This window comes from Streptomyces sp. NPDC045998 (assembly GCF_056430285.1).
The window spans coordinates 825736-838966 of record NZ_JBWKLJ010000001.1; the positions used below are offsets into that span (position 1 = coordinate 825736).

At 74.4% G+C, this 13231-nt stretch carries 13 protein-coding genes; 9 read left to right on the plus strand and 4 right to left on the minus strand.

All coding sequences use genetic code 11. The features are described from left to right. The first annotated feature begins 136 nt into the window (after nt 1-136). Nucleotides 137-1210 (plus strand): AI-2E family transporter, encoded by a 1074-nt coding sequence (locus AC07FJ_RS03705; protein ID WP_479045289.1) that lies wholly within the window; start codon nt 137-139, stop codon nt 1208-1210. Nucleotides 1211-1348: 138 nt separating this feature from the next. On the opposite strand, the gene AC07FJ_RS03710 is transcribed toward AC07FJ_RS03705, so the two are convergent. Further along, entirely contained in the window at nt 1349-1987 is a 639-nt protein-coding gene (locus AC07FJ_RS03710; protein WP_479044838.1) for an SIMPL domain-containing protein, read from the minus strand. Nucleotides 1988-2217: 230 nt separating this feature from the next. Between AC07FJ_RS03710 and AC07FJ_RS03715 the strand changes: the two genes are divergently transcribed. The 4 genes from AC07FJ_RS03715 to AC07FJ_RS03730 all read left to right on the plus strand — a co-directional run bounded on the left by AC07FJ_RS03715 (nt 2218) and on the right by AC07FJ_RS03730 (nt 5994). Beyond that, nucleotides 2218-2421 (plus strand): cold-shock protein, encoded by a 204-nt coding sequence (locus tag AC07FJ_RS03715; protein WP_005318814.1) that lies wholly within the window; start codon nt 2218-2220, stop codon nt 2419-2421. Nucleotides 2422-2765: 344 nt separating this feature from the next. After that, nucleotides 2766-4355 (plus strand): DEAD/DEAH box helicase, encoded by a 1590-nt coding sequence (locus AC07FJ_RS03720; RefSeq protein WP_479044839.1) that lies wholly within the window; start codon nt 2766-2768, stop codon nt 4353-4355. A gap of 138 nt (nt 4356-4493) precedes the next feature. Further along, nucleotides 4494-5501 carry an ArsR/SmtB family transcription factor gene (locus tag AC07FJ_RS03725; RefSeq protein ID WP_479044841.1) on the plus strand — a complete coding sequence of 336 codons (1008 nt, stop codon included), beginning with the start codon at nt 4494-4496 and terminating at the stop codon, nt 5499-5501. 76 nt (nt 5502-5577) lie between these two features. Next, entirely contained in the window at nt 5578-5994 is a 417-nt protein-coding gene (locus AC07FJ_RS03730; protein ID WP_479044843.1) for a guanyl-specific ribonuclease, read from the plus strand. A gap of 33 nt (nt 5995-6027) precedes the next feature. Here the strand turns inward: AC07FJ_RS03730 and AC07FJ_RS03735 are convergent, their stop codons facing one another. Next, on the minus strand, nt 6028-6900 hold the full coding sequence (locus AC07FJ_RS03735) for a hypothetical protein (protein ID WP_479045291.1): 873 nt from the start codon (nt 6898-6900) through the stop codon (nt 6028-6030). A gap of 323 nt (nt 6901-7223) precedes the next feature. Here AC07FJ_RS03735 and AC07FJ_RS03740 point away from each other — a divergent pair, with 323 nt between their 5' ends. Then, nucleotides 7224-7988 (plus strand): S1 family peptidase, encoded by a 765-nt coding sequence (locus AC07FJ_RS03740; protein ID WP_468292774.1) that lies wholly within the window; start codon nt 7224-7226, stop codon nt 7986-7988. Nucleotides 7989-8050: 62 nt separating this feature from the next. On the opposite strand, the gene AC07FJ_RS03745 is transcribed toward AC07FJ_RS03740, so the two are convergent. Next, a complete protein-coding gene (locus AC07FJ_RS03745) occupies nt 8051-9820 on the minus strand; it encodes a glycoside hydrolase family 35 protein (RefSeq protein ID WP_479044845.1) in 1770 nt (589 codons plus the stop codon). Between the two features lie 174 nt (nt 9821-9994). Between AC07FJ_RS03745 and AC07FJ_RS03750 the strand changes: the two genes are divergently transcribed. From AC07FJ_RS03750 to AC07FJ_RS03760, 3 genes are read left to right on the plus strand one after another with little or no spacing between them, the layout of a single operon-like run. Further along, nucleotides 9995-10882 (plus strand): helix-turn-helix domain-containing protein, encoded by an 888-nt coding sequence (locus AC07FJ_RS03750; protein WP_479044847.1) that lies wholly within the window; start codon nt 9995-9997, stop codon nt 10880-10882. 11 nt (nt 10883-10893) lie between these two features. Beyond that, nucleotides 10894-11223, plus strand: coding sequence for a chorismate mutase (locus tag AC07FJ_RS03755; protein WP_479044849.1), 330 nt, complete (start codon nt 10894-10896; stop codon nt 11221-11223). Continuing rightward, nucleotides 11220-12236: an asparaginase gene (locus AC07FJ_RS03760; RefSeq protein WP_479044851.1), complete on the plus strand. Its 1017-nt coding sequence runs from the start codon at nt 11220-11222 to the stop codon at nt 12234-12236. Before AC07FJ_RS03755 ends, AC07FJ_RS03760 begins: the two co-directional genes overlap by 4 nt. A gap of 88 nt (nt 12237-12324) precedes the next feature. On the opposite strand, the gene AC07FJ_RS03765 is transcribed toward AC07FJ_RS03760, so the two are convergent. Then, on the minus strand, nt 12325-13026 hold the full coding sequence (locus AC07FJ_RS03765) for a FadR/GntR family transcriptional regulator (RefSeq protein WP_479044852.1): 702 nt from the start codon (nt 13024-13026) through the stop codon (nt 12325-12327). Between the last annotated feature and the right edge of the window lie 205 nt (nt 13027-13231).

The window sequence follows — 13231 nt, forward strand, 5'->3', positions numbered from 1 at the left end:
TACCAGGTGAGAGGTGCCCACCGACCCGCAGCCCGTCCCGCGTGCCCGGCCCGCTCGGCCTGCCCGCCGCCGCCCGCCCCGGCCCTCACCCCGCGTACGCCACCGGGCGGCGCCGCGCGGGGCCCCCGCAGGCCCCGTGCCCGGCGCGGCGGGCCAGGGCGGCCCCGAGGCGGGGGTGCGCGTCTACCCGCCGCTGCGCAGCGCCGCCGCGCACGCCTGGCGCGTGCTGGTCGTCGGGGCGCTGGTCTACGCGCTCTTCGCGCTGCTGGGGCGGTTCCACGAGATCGGGGTGGCGGTCTTCCTGGGGCTGGTGGTGACGGCGATGCTCCGCCCGGCCGTCGACATCGTGGCGCGGGCGCTGCCGAGACCGCTGGCCGTGGCCGTCTCGCTGCTCCTGAGCATCGTGCTCCTGCTGGGGGTCCTCGCCCTGGTGGGGGAGGCGGTGGCGGGGGAGCGCCGGGTGCTCCAGGACGAGTTCGCCACCGGGGTGGAACGGATCGAGCGCTGGCTGGAGCGGCCTCCGTTCCGGCTCCACCCGGAAGCGCTGACCGACATCCAGACACGCATCGGGCAGTTCCTCTCCGACCACCGCTCCACCCTCGTCTCCACCGCGATCAGCGGCGGCCGGCGCCTCGTGGAGGTGGTCACCGTCATCGCCCTGGCGCTGTTCTGCTCCGTCTTCTTCCTCCACTCCGGCGACCGCCAGTGGCGCTGGTTCTGCGCCCAGCTGCCCCCGGCCGCACGGACGCGGGTGGCCCTCGCGGGCCGGACCGCATGGCGCACCTTCACCGGCTACACGCACGGCATCGTCCTGGTCGCCGCGACCAACGCGATCCTCGTCGGCATCGCGCTTCTCCTCCTGGGCGTGCCCCTCGCCATGCCGCTCGCCCTGCTGGAGTTCTTCGCCGCCTTCGTCCCGCTGATCGGCTCCCCGATCGCGCTCGCGGTGGCGGCGGTGGTGGCGCTCGCGGCCAAGGGCCCGGTCGTCGCGGCCGTCGTCGTCGCCCTCATCGTGATCATCGGGCAGATCGAGGGCCATGTGCTGCACCCGCTCGTGATGAGCTGGGCCGTCCGGCTCCACCCCGTCGTCGTCGCCCTCGCCGTCATCGGCGGCGCCATCGCGGCGGGCGTGCTGGGCGCCGTGGTCGCGGTGCCGCTGGTGTCCGTGGTGTGGGCGGTCCACCAGGCCCTGCGCCGGGCCCGGGCGTGAGGCCCTGCGCCGGGCCGGGGCGTGACGACCGGCCGCCCGGGTTCGGGTGTGACGACCGGACCGCCGGGGCCTGGGTGTGACGACCGGCCGCCCGGGCCCGAGCCCGTCGCCGCGCCCTTCGACGGACCGCCGCCCCGCTCAGCGGCCGAGCGAGAAGCCCAGCAGCACCGCGGCGGTCACCTCCACCATCCCGGGCGCGAGGTCGCCCTCCAGGCCCTCGGCCGCGTCGCTGCCGTGGCCGCGGTAGCCCCGGCCCAGCTCCTCCGGGTCCACGTCCTCGATGTGGATGACGGGACCGAGCGGGACCCCGGTCGCCTCCGCGTACACCTCGGCCTTGCGGCGGGCCGCCGCGACCGCCCGGCGCCGCGCCTCGTCGCGCAGCGCGGGCTTGCCCTCGACGTCGAAGACGACGCGGTCGACCTCGTTGGCCCCGGCGGAGACGGCGTCCACCACCAGCTGCTGCAAGGTGTCCAGGGACGTCGTCTCGACCGTGTACCGCGCGGTGCAGCGGTAGCCGAGGAACGTCCGCTTGTCCCCGTACCCGTCGTACGCCGAGTTCAGCGCGAGCCGCGAGCCGGAGACCGACGCGTCCGGTATCCCGTGCTCGCGTAGGGTCCGGCGCAGCGCCGACACGGCCTCGCCCGCCTCCCGGAACGCGTCCTCGGGCTTCCCGGCCAGCTTGTCGACGGTCAGGTTCACCCGCGCGAGCCGCGGCTCGGCGAAGACCGTGCCGGCGCCGAAGACGCTGAGCCCCCATGGTTGCTTGATCGATGTCATCCGGGGATTCAAGCACCGCCGCGCCGACCCGGCGGTAGGGTTTCCGGACAGTGGCACAGGTCACGCGACCGGCCCGGCACACCCCGGGGCGGCGTGCTACGGTTGCCGTGTTGCAGTTTTGGTACCCATGAACTTTATGTGCGCCTGAGCGGGAATGACCTCAGGCGCACTCATTGTTTTCACCGGCGTTTTCTCCGGATGGGGCCCCGACACCATTCAGGAGAAAAATCATGGCTACTGGAACCGTGAAGTGGTTCAACTCGGAAAAGGGCTTCGGCTTCATCGAGCAGGACGGCGGCGGCGCCGACGTCTTCGCCCACTACTCCAACATCGCCACCTCGGGCTTCCGTGAGCTCCAGGAAGGCCAGAAGGTGACCTTCGACGTCACCCAGGGCCAGAAGGGCCCGCAGGCGGAGAACATCCTCCCCGCCTGATCGCCTGACGCGATTCCCCGCAGCCGGGGCCCGCACCCTGCAACCGCAGGTGCGGGTCCCGGCTTGCGCCGTCCTAGGTCGTGTCCGCAAAGTCCCGTCTGCCTGGCGGCGTCTGGCACGCACGCTCGCCGCGTTGTCGTCAGTCGCCAATGGCCCCCGTAGCCCTTCGGGCACGGGAGGTGCCCCCACCGCAGTGGCTCCCTCCTCCGCCTTGCGATCGCACGCTCCCCCAGAGCTGCGCCTGGGGGTGCCCCCAGACGCCGCCAGGCCCGCCCTCCGGGCGGACGACGCTACTTTGCGGACACTCCCCAGGCCCCAAGAGCCCTGAGAGCGAAGGCTGCTGCATGACCCGACCCGAACGCCCCGTCCGCAAGCGCTCCACGAAGCCCCGCGCCGCCGCCGGTGCCGGTCGCGCCACCGCCGGCGCCGCCCGCACCGTGATCGCGCCGCCGCGCGAGTTCACGCTGCCGGAGAGCGCCACCCCCGCCCTGCCGCCGGCCGCGGGCTTCGGTGACCTCGACATGCCGGCCGCGCTCCTGAAGACGCTCACCGCCCAGGGCGTGACCGAGCCGTTCCCGATCCAGGCCGCCACCCTGCCGAACTCCCTCGCGGGCCGCGACATCCTCGGCCGCGGGCGCACCGGCTCGGGCAAGACCCTCGCCTTCGGGCTCGCCCTGCTCGCCCGCACCGCGGGCCGCCGGGCCGAGTCGAAGGCGCCGCTCGGGCTGGTCCTGGTCCCCACGCGCGAGCTCGCGCAGCAGGTGACCGACGCCCTCACGCCGTACGCCACCTCCGTGCAGCTGCGGATCGCCACCGTGGTCGGCGGCATGTCGATCACCAAGCAGGCGGGCGCGCTGCGGCGCGGCGCCGAGATCCTGGTGGCCACGCCCGGCCGCCTCAAGGACCTCATCGAGCGCGGCGACTGCCGCCTCGACCAGGTGGCCGTCACCGTCCTCGACGAGGCCGACCAGATGGCCGACATGGGCTTCCTGCCCCAGGTCACGGCGCTGCTGAAGCAGGTCGAGGCGGACGGCCAGCGGATGCTGTTCTCGGCGACGCTCGACAAGAACATCGACCGGCTGGTGCGGATGTTCCTCACCGACCCCGTCGTGCACTCGGTCGACCCGTCCGCGGGTGCGGTCTCCACCATGGAGCACCACGTCCTGTACGTCGCGGACGAGACCGACAAGAAGGCCGTCACCACCCGCATCGCGGCCCGCGACGGCCGGGTGATCCTCTTCCTGGACACCAAGCGCTCCGTGGACCGCCTGGTCAAGCGCCTGCTCGCCAGCGGCGTGCGCGCCGCCGGTCTGCACGGCGGGCGCTCGCAGCCGCAGCGCAACCGCACGCTGGAGCAGTTCAAGGACGGCCGGGTCACCGCGCTCGTCGCGACCAACGTCGCGGCCCGCGGCATCCACGTCGACGACCTCGACCTCGTCGTCAACGTCGACCCGCCCATCGACCACAAGGACTACCTCCACCGCGGCGGCCGCACCGCCCGCGCGGGCGAGTCCGGCAGCGTCGTCACGCTCGTCCTGCCGGAGCAGAAGCGGGACATGAGCCGCCTCATGTCCCACGCCGGCATCACGCCGCAGGCCGCCCGCGTGAAGTCCTCCGACGAGGAGCTGGCCCGCCTCACCGGCGCCCGGGAGCCGTCCGGCGTCCCGGTCGTCATCGAGGTGCCGCAGCCGGCGCAGCCCGCCGAGAAGTCCGGCCCCCGACGCCAGGGCCGCGGCCGGGGCCGTGGCGAAGGCCAGGGCCAGGGCCAGGGCGAAGGCCAGGGTCAGGGCCAGGGCTCCGGAGGGCGCCGCCGCCGTCCTCGCCGTACGGGAACGGGCGCAACGGCCGGAGCGGCCGGCTCCGGGGGAGCGGCGAGCAGGGCGGGACGGGGCAACGGCACCGCCCAGTCCGGCCGTCGCCGCACCGCCGCGTGACGCCGGTCTCTCCGCGCCGAGTTCGCAGCTAGATTCGCGCGCGCTGGACTCGCGCGCGCTGGACTCGCGCGCGCTGGACTCGCGCGCGCTGGACTCTCAGGGCCGAACGCTTAGGCTGGCGCGGGGGAGGTCGAGGCAGTGATCCGCATTCATTTCACCGCCGCCGACTTCGCCCGCGTCCGCTTCTCGTCCCGCCCCGCTCCGCTGCAGGAGCTGAACGCGGCCTTCATGACGATGTTCCGCCCCGACGGCGACCCGCTCTTCGGGCGCTGGCGGGGCCGGCTGCTCCATGCCCTGCCGTCCGCCGTCGAACCGCTCGGGGACCTGGTCCCCGCGGGGCGGGCGCCCCGCTTCCTGGACGTGTTCGGCGGCACGCTCGACGAGGCCCTCGACACCGTCCGCGCCACGCGCCCCGAGACGGTCCGGGCCGAGCTCGAGCGCGTGTACGCCGCCCACCCCGCCCCGGCGCCGCCGTGGGTCCGGGAGCTGCACCGCGGCGACGCCGAGGCCTGGCGGGTACTGCGCCGCGCCCAGCACGCGGCGTTCGAGACCGTGGTGCGGCCGGTGTGGGACCAGGTACGGGACCTGCACCAGAGGGAGTTCGCCCGCCACGCCCTGGCCGCGGCCGAGCACGGCGTCGGCGCCGCCCTCACCGCGCTCGTCCCGGGCAGCCGGCTGCGCGACGGCGTCTGGGAGTGGCCGGACCCCGGAGCCCCCGCAGGCCTTGCGGCTCCCGGCGAGGACCGGGACATCCGGCTGCGCGGCCGGGGCGTCGTCCTCCTGCCGACGTTCCACTGGACCGGACACCCCCTGCTCGCCGATCTCCCCGACGGTCCCCTGGCCCTGACCTATGCCGCGGGCCCCGGCCTGCCGCTCACGCGGGCCCAAGCGCCCGGCACGGAGGACGCCCTGGCCGCCGTCCTCGGCCGCACCCGCCTGGACGTCCTGCTCCTGCTCGCGGAAGGGCACACCACCAGCGGGCTCGCCCGCCGCCTGCGCGTCAGCAACGCCACCGCCTCCGCCCACACCGCCGCCCTGCGCGGCGCGGGTCTGATCACCACCGTCCGCGCCGGCAAGTCGGTCCGCCACGAACGCACGGCGCTGGGCACCCTGTTGGTGCGCCGGCACGACGGAGCCGATCGGTAAAGGCGCCGTCAAGATCAGGAAAAGAGCCGGAGGGGAGACCTGACGTGGTCATGCCCGGCGACCTCATGATGGGCCCATGAGAACTCCCCCACGGCTCACCCTGCTCGGCGGTGCCGCCGCCCTGCTCTCCGCCCTCCTCGTCGGCCCGGCCGCCGCCAACACCCCCGCGGCGGCCCTCACTTCGGCGACGGCGTACTCCGCTGCGGCCGTCGGTGACATCTGCTACTCCGACCTGCCGCCCCAGGCGCACGACACCCTCGGCCTCATCGAGGACGGCGGCCCCTACCCGTACCGCAAGGACGGCTCCGTCTTCCAGAACCGCGAACGGATCCTGCCGAAGCGGGCCTCCGGCTACTACCGCGAGTACACCGTCATCACCCCCGGCTCCTCGGACCGCGGCGCCCGCCGCATCGTCACGGGCGACGCGCCCCGGGAGGACTACTACACCGCCGACCACTACAAGTCCTTCGACCTCGTCGACCACGCCTGCTGACCACGCCTGCTGAACCCGCGTGTTCTACGTGTTCTACGTGTCGCACTCCAGCACCGTCCGGCACAGCCCGCACCGGGCCCGCACCCGGCCCCGTACCGGGACCCGGATGCGCTGCTGGCACGTCGGACAGGGGAACGACACGCGCAACGCCGCGTCCTGACCGCCGTGTTCGAAGGCGTACGGCAGGCCCGTCGCCGCGCCCGGGTGGTCCTGGGCGTAGCGGCGGTCCTTCGCGTAGCGGTGGCGCCCCGCCCACCCCGCGGCCGTCAGCGGAGGCCGGCGCCCGTCGCGCAGGGCCTCGTCGCGGCCGCGGGTGTACGCGGTGTACGCCTGCGGGCTGGTGAACCACGGTGACGGGTCCTCGCCGAACACCAGCGCCCGCTTCGCGAGGACGTACCCGAACTCCTCCGGGGTGAGGTAGCCGAGCTTCTGGCTCGACACGGCGTCCTCGCGGTACGCGTCCAGCAGCAGCCACCCGGCGCCCAGGTACGTCGTCACCGTGTCCGTCAGGATCTCGTTGTCGCGCGTGCCCGGGAAGCCCAGTCCGAGCCGGTGCAGCAGCACGTGCGTGATCTCGTGGGCCAGCGCGGCCCCGATGTCGCGCCGGTGGGTGCGGAAGCGGTCGTTCAGCTCGATGAAGTACTCCGGCCCCGAGGCCAGTTCCACGCTCGCCGCGTGCCGCATCCCGCGGAAGCTGACGATCATCCGCGCCTCCGGCAGCCGCAGCTGCCGCACCAGCGCGCCGGCCACCCGCTGCGCCCCGAGGTGCAGATCGTCGGCGTCCGCGAAGGCCACGTCGGCGGGGGCGACGCTGGAGGCGTACGCGTACAGGCCCTCGGGGGTCAGGCGCCGGTACACCGCCGTGATCGCCGCCCGCACGGTGTCGAGGTGCGGGTAGCCGTGCACGACCTCGCCGCCGACTCCACCCTCGCGCTTGCCGCTGCCGCTGCCGCTGCCGCTGCCGCTGCCGCTGTCGCGGTTGCGGTTGCCGTTGCCGTTCGCCACGTCCCGTACCCCCAAGCACGACGCCGCCCTCTTCAACTGTACGGCGCCGGCCGGGGGCCGGAGTGGCCGAAAAGTCGCTCTTGTGGGGCTCATGATCCGCTCCCGACAATCGATCCACGCTTTGACGAGCCCATGTCACCCAACTGCCGGGCGGCATCGGCCCCTCATGTGCGCGTTAGGCTCAACCCCCCACGAAAGGCAGACAGTTGAACAAGATCCTCGGCATGTTCAAGAGATGCGCGGCCGCGGGTGCCGTCATACTCGCCGCGGTCAGCCTCCAGCCCCTTTCCGCGGGCGCCGCCCAGGCCGCCCAGCGGCCCGTCGTCGGCGGCACCCCCGCCGCCCAGGGCGAGTTCCCGTGGATGGTCCGGCTCTCCATGGGCTGCGGCGGAGCGCTCTACACCCAGCAGATCGTCCTGACCGCCGCCCACTGCGTCAGCGGCTCCGGCAACAACACCAGCATCACCGCCACCGCCGGTGTCGTGGACCTCCAGAGCGCCAGTGCCATCAAGGTCAAGTCGACCAAGGTCCTCCAGGCCCCCGGCTACAACGGCAAGGGCAAGGACTGGGCGCTGATCAAGCTGGCCAAGCCGATCAACCTGCCCACCCTGAAGATCGCCTCCACCACGACGTACAACAGCGGCACCTTCACCGTCGCCGGCTGGGGCGCGGCCCGCGAGGGCGGCAGCCAGCAGCGCTACATGCTGAAGGCCCAGGTGCCCTTCGTCTCCGACACCAGCTGCAAGCAGTCGTACGGCAACGAGCTCGTGCCGAGCGAGGAGATCTGCGCCGGCTACGCCCAGGGCGGCACCGACACCTGCCAGGGCGACTCCGGCGGCCCGATGTTCCGCAAGGACAACACCGGGGCCTGGATCCAGGTCGGCATCGTGAGCTGGGGCCAGGGCTGCGCCCGGCCGAACTACCCCGGCGTCTACACCGAGGTGTCCACCTTCGCCGCCGCCATCCAGTCCGCGGCCGCGACGCTCTAGACCCAGAGCCACCAGGGGGCGGGCCGCCCGAGCAGCGGCGGTCCGCCCCGTCCGCACACCTCTCAGGCCAGCCGTACGTCGAAGGCGCCGCCGGCGCCCTCCAGCTCCAGTACCCACACGTCGTTCGCCCCCTCCCGCAGCACCGGCCCCGGTACGAACAGCGACTTCTGCGGCCCCACGCTCCAGTACCGGCCCAGGCAGAAGCCGTTGACCCAGACGAACCCCCGCGTCCAGCCGGGCAGTTCCAGCGCCGCGTCACCGGCGGCCCCGTCGGTCACCTCCACGACCGCCCGGTACAGACCGGGCGCACCGGCGCCCGGCGCGCCCGGCAGGGGCCTGAACGGCACCTTCTCCACCGCCTCCGCCGTGAACGCGTCCAGCCGCAGCCCCCGCGCCCGCACCCCGTGGACGTACTGGCGCTCATGGCGCACCCCGCCCGTGATGCCCTTGGGCTCCGCGAGCCTCGGCCCGTAATTGACCCGCCCCAGCGACTCCACCCACAGCTCCACCTCCGCGGGCCCGGCCACCGGCTCCGCCAGCACCGCCTCCTCCGCCTCCAGCACCCCCGCGCGGACCCCGTCCACGTACACCACCGCCCGGTCCCGCAACCCGCTCACCGAGAGCGGGTACGGCTGCCGGGGCCCCGGCAGCCGCAGCCGGTAGCGCACCAGGCCGCGGTCCACGCCCAGCTCCTCGAAGGTCGGCGGAACCGGCCCCTCCCACTCCGCGTCACCCAGCGCGTCCAGGACCTCCGGCAGCGGCGCCCACCGCGACACCGCCGCCCGGACCGGCGCCGCCAGCCGCGCGGGCGGCGGCGGTACGTCCGGCAACGGGCGGCCGCCCTCCGCGTACGCCGCCAGCACCGACCGGAACGCCCAGAACTTCGCCGTCGGCAGGCCCGCCTCGTCGATCGGCGCGTCGTAGTCGTACGACGTCACCGTCGGCTCCAGCGGACCGTCGTGCAGCGGCCCCGACCGGTTCGCCCCGGCCCAGCCGCCGAAGCTGGTCCCCCCGTGAGCCATGTACACGTTGACCGACGCCCCGCACTCCAGGATCTCCGCGAGCGCCGCCGCCGCGTCGTCGGCGTCCCGCGCCGCGGACCCGTCGCCCCAGTGATCGAACCAGCCGCACCAGAACTCCATGCACATCAGCGGCCCACGCGGCCGGTGCCGCCGCAGCACCTCGAACGCCTCCCGCGCGCCCGACCCGAAGTTCGCGGTGGCCAGCACCCCCGGGATCGAGCCCCCGGTGAGCATGTGGTCCTCGGGCCCGTCCGCCGTGAACAGCGGCACGGTCACCCCGCACGCCGCCAGCAGATCCGCGACGTACCGCAGATAGCCCCGGTCGGAGCCGTAGCTGCCGTACTCGTTCTCCGCCTGCACCAGGACGACCGGGCCACCGCGGTCGATCTGCCGCTCCACCACCTGCGGCAGCAGCGCGCGGAACCAGCGCTCGACGTGGGCCAGGTACGCGGCGTCTCCCGTCCGCACCCGGCGCCCCAGCGGGCCCGTCAGCCAGTGCGGCAGCCCGCCGTTCTCCCACTCCGCGCAGATGTACGGGCCCGGCCGCACGATCGCCCACAGCCCGGCCGCCGCCACCGCGTCCAGGAACCGGCCCAGCGCCCCTACGTCCCGGTAGCGGCCGGGCTCCGGCTCGTGCAGATTCCAGGGGACGTACGTCTCCACGCAGTTCAGGCCCATCGCGCGGACCATCGCCAGCCGGTGGTCCCACTGCTCCTCGTGCACCCGGAAGTAGTGCACGGCGCCCGACAGCAGCCGCACCGGCCTGCCGTCCAGCAGAAAGTCATCGTCACCCACCGTGAACCCGGCCACCGTTCCGCCCCTCTCCCGATCACGTTCCGCGACCAACTCTCGCCCTCTGGCGGTCGGCCGGTCCATGGACAAAGATCAGCGCTGTTTGGACGCAAAAACGGTTCGCCCGGGAGTCCCGGGGGTCTTGTGAGTCCCGGGAGTTCCGGGAGTCTTGTGAGTCGGGGAGGGTGAGGGATGTACCGCACCTGGATGCGCTTCTTCACGCCCGGCCCGCTCCACCAGCGCCTCGGCCTGGTCTGCCTCGGCGTCGGCCTCCAGCACGGCGCCCTGCCCACGGTCGGCCCGCGCACCCTCGACCACCACGTCGCCGTCGTGATCAACGCGGGCGGCGGCTGGTACCGCTGCCCCGACGGGCGGCGCCTGACCGTCACCGCGCCCGCGCTGCTCTGGCTCACCCCCGGCGTACCGCACCACTACGCGCCCGACCCGGCCACCGGCTGGGACGAGGGTTTCGTCGACTTCACCGGACCCGTCACCACCACGTACACCGAACTCGGCTACATCGAGCCCGACCGGCCCGTCGTGCCGCTCGCCGACGCCGGGCCCGCCCGCTCCGTCATCGGCCGCATCGCGCGCGCCGCCCGGCGCGGCAACCCGCTCCTGGAGGTCGAGACCGCCGCCGCCGTCCACGAGCTCCTCGTCACCCTGCGCCGCGCCCGCGCCGACACCAACGCCGACGGCGACCCCGTCCTGGAGGCCCTCGCCCGCGACGCCTTCCAGCCCCTGTCGGTGGCCGAGCACGCGGCCCGGCACGGCATGACCCCCGCCGAGCTGCGCACGGCGGTACGGCGCGGCGCCGGGTGCAGCCCCAAGGACTACCTCCTCGGCATCCGGCTCGGCCGCGCCAAGGAGCTCCTCGCCGGCACGGAGCTGCCCGTCGCGGCGGTCGCGCGCCGCGTCGGCTACGACGACCCGGCGTACTTCTCGCGGCTGTTCACCCGGCGCGTGGGCACCGCGCCGATCCGCTTCCGCGAGCAGCAGGGGCGGTCGGTGCCGGGCGGCTGGAGCACGCGGATTCCAGATCCCGAACACCCACCGACGATCGGGTCCGGTCCCGTCTAAGCTCGCTCATCATGAGCACCAGCGAGATCGACGGCACCGATGAGGCCGTCCGTGAGGAACTGGCCGAGCTGCGGTCGAGCATCGACAACATCGACGCGGCGGTCGTCCACATGCTGGCCGAGCGCTTCAAGTGCACCCAGCGGGTGGGCCACCTCAAGGCCCGGCACCACCTGCCCCCGGCCGACCCGGCCCGCGAAGCCCGCCAGATCGCCCGGCTGCGGCAGCTCGCGGAGAGCGCGAAGCTCGACCCGGCTTTCGCCGAGAAGCTGCTGAACTTCATCATCGCGGAGGTCATCCGCCACCACGAGACCATCGCGACCGCCTCGTCCCCCGACGCATGACGGCCCGCGTCACCGTCTTCACCCTCGGCGGGACCATCTCCGCCTCCGCGCGGGGCGGTGACGCCGCACGGCTCGGCGGCGCCCAGGTACTGGCGGCGGCGGGCGCCCTCCCGGACGGCGTGACGGCCGAGGTACGCGACTTCCGGCGGCTCCCCAGCTCGTCGCTGGCCTTCGACGACCTCGCGGCCCTCGCCCGCGAGGTGCGGGAGGCGGTGGACGCGGGCTCCGGCGTGGTGGTGGTGCAGGGCACGGACACCCTGGAGGAGACCGCCTTCCTGCTGGACCTCACCTGCGCCACGCACCGTCGGCCGGTCGTGGTCACCGGCGCGATGCGCCGCCCGGACCTGCCCGGCGCCGACGGCGCCGCCAACCTGGCGGCGGCGATCGCCGTCGCGGCGGACCCCGGCTGCCGGGGGCTGGGCGTGGTCGCCGTGTTCGCCGACCAGATCCACGCCGCCCGGCACGTCCGCAAGACGCACACCACGTCGATCGCCACCTTCGCCTCCCCGGGCGCCGGCCCGCTCGGCACCGTGGTCGAGGGCGAGCCGCGCGTGCTGCTGCGGCCCGGGCGGCCCGTCGTCGATCGGCCGCTGCGCCTCGACCGGCCGGCCCGCGTCGCCTTGATCACCCTGTCGCTCGGCGACCGGGGCGAACTGCTGGAGGCCGTCGACGATCGCTTCGACGGCCTGGTCGTCGCGGCCTTCGGCGCCGGACACGTGCCGGCCTGGCTGGTCGAACCGCTGGCCCGGCTCGCCGCCCGGATGCCCGTGGTGCTCGCCTCCCGCACCGGTTCCGGCGCGCTGCTGACCCGCACCTACCGGGGCCCCGGCTCGGAGTCGGACGTCCTCGCCCGCGGCCTGATCCCGGCGGCGGACCTGGACCCGCCGAAGGCACGCCTGCTCCTGCACGCCCTCCTCGCCGACGGCGCCGACCACGCGCGCGTCGCGGCGGCGTTCGAGGCCCTGACCGCGCCCGCCGCTCCCGCCGCTCCCGCCGCGCCCGCCGCTCCCTGAGCGGCGAGGGCCGCGGGCGCGGGGTCGCGCAGGGGCCCCGGGTCTGGGCTTCCGGCCGGGTGGCACCTTCGGCCGGGTGGCGCTCCCGTCACGCCCCGTGCAGCAACGCCAGCGTCGCCTCCATGTCCGCGCGGAGCGCGCCGCTCGCGGCCTCAGGGTCGCCCCGGCGCACCGCCTCCACCAGCTCCGCGTGCAGGTCGGCGCTGTGGCCCGGCTCCCGGTCGCGCAGGTCCAGCAGCTGCACCAGGCTGATCAGGCCCTCCCGCAGCGCGGGCACGAACTCGCCGAACAGGTCCGTCAGCACGGGGTTGTGCGCGGCGGCCACCACCGCCGCGTGCAGCGAGATGTCCGCGTCCACGAACGCCGCGTCGTCGCCGCCCGCCGCCTCGGTCCGCGCCGCGAGCGCCGCGTCCATCGCCGTCAGGTCCGCGTCCGTACGGCGTACCGCGGCCAGCCGCGCCGCCTGGACCTCCACCATCGCGCGCACCTCGTATACGTCGGTGACCGCCGCGCGGCGCAGCCGGGTCGTCCAGTCCTCCACCGGCCCGGCCGGCTCGGTGGCGACGACGAACACGCCGGCGCCCTGCCGCGGCCGTACCAGCCCCGCGCCGGCCAGGACGCGCACCGCCTCGCGGACCGTGGAGCGGCCGACGCCCAGCTCCTTGGCGAGGGTCGTCTCGCCGGGCAGCTTGGTGCCCACCGGCCAGTGCCCGCCGGTGATCTGCTCGCGCAACCGTTCCGCGGCCTGTTCGACCAGGGGGCTGGGGCGCAGTGCGCCGAGGGACGACATCCCGTTCACCTCTCAGCTTGTCTGAGGAGTTGTTCCATGATTACTGTACCCGGCATGAAGCTGCGTGGTCTCCTTCTCGGCCGCCGCGGCGGGGCCTGACGCGACCGGCACCCCGCCGCGGGGCTCGGCCATGCCGGTCAACTCCGGTCCAACAGAGAAGGCTTCATGTCGTACGCCACCGATACCACCGGCAGCACCAGCACCA

Bases quoted from the DNA above. Each gene is read 5' to 3' on its own strand.
- AC07FJ_RS03755 (WP_479044849.1), top strand. From the start codon at position 10,894: ATGAGCACCAGCGAGATCGACGGCACCGATGAGGCCGTCCGTGAGGAA.
- AC07FJ_RS03720 (WP_479044839.1), top strand. From the start codon at position 2,766: ATGACCCGACCCGAACGCCCCGTCCGCAAGCGCTCCACGAAGCCCCGC.
- AC07FJ_RS03750 (WP_479044847.1), top strand. From the start codon at position 9,995: ATGTACCGCACCTGGATGCGCTTCTTCACGCCCGGCCCGCTCCACCAG.
- AC07FJ_RS03710 (WP_479044838.1), bottom strand. From the start codon at position 1,987: ATGACATCGATCAAGCAACCATGGGGGCTCAGCGTCTTCGGCGCCGGC.
- AC07FJ_RS03715 (WP_005318814.1), top strand. From the start codon at position 2,218: ATGGCTACTGGAACCGTGAAGTGGTTCAACTCGGAAAAGGGCTTCGGC.
- AC07FJ_RS03730 (WP_479044843.1), top strand. From the start codon at position 5,578: ATGAGAACTCCCCCACGGCTCACCCTGCTCGGCGGTGCCGCCGCCCTG.
- AC07FJ_RS03765 (WP_479044852.1), bottom strand. From the start codon at position 13,026: ATGTCGTCCCTCGGCGCACTGCGCCCCAGCCCCCTGGTCGAACAGGCC.
- AC07FJ_RS03760 (WP_479044851.1), top strand. From the start codon at position 11,220: ATGACGGCCCGCGTCACCGTCTTCACCCTCGGCGGGACCATCTCCGCC.
- AC07FJ_RS03740 (WP_468292774.1), top strand. From the start codon at position 7,224: ATGTTCAAGAGATGCGCGGCCGCGGGTGCCGTCATACTCGCCGCGGTC.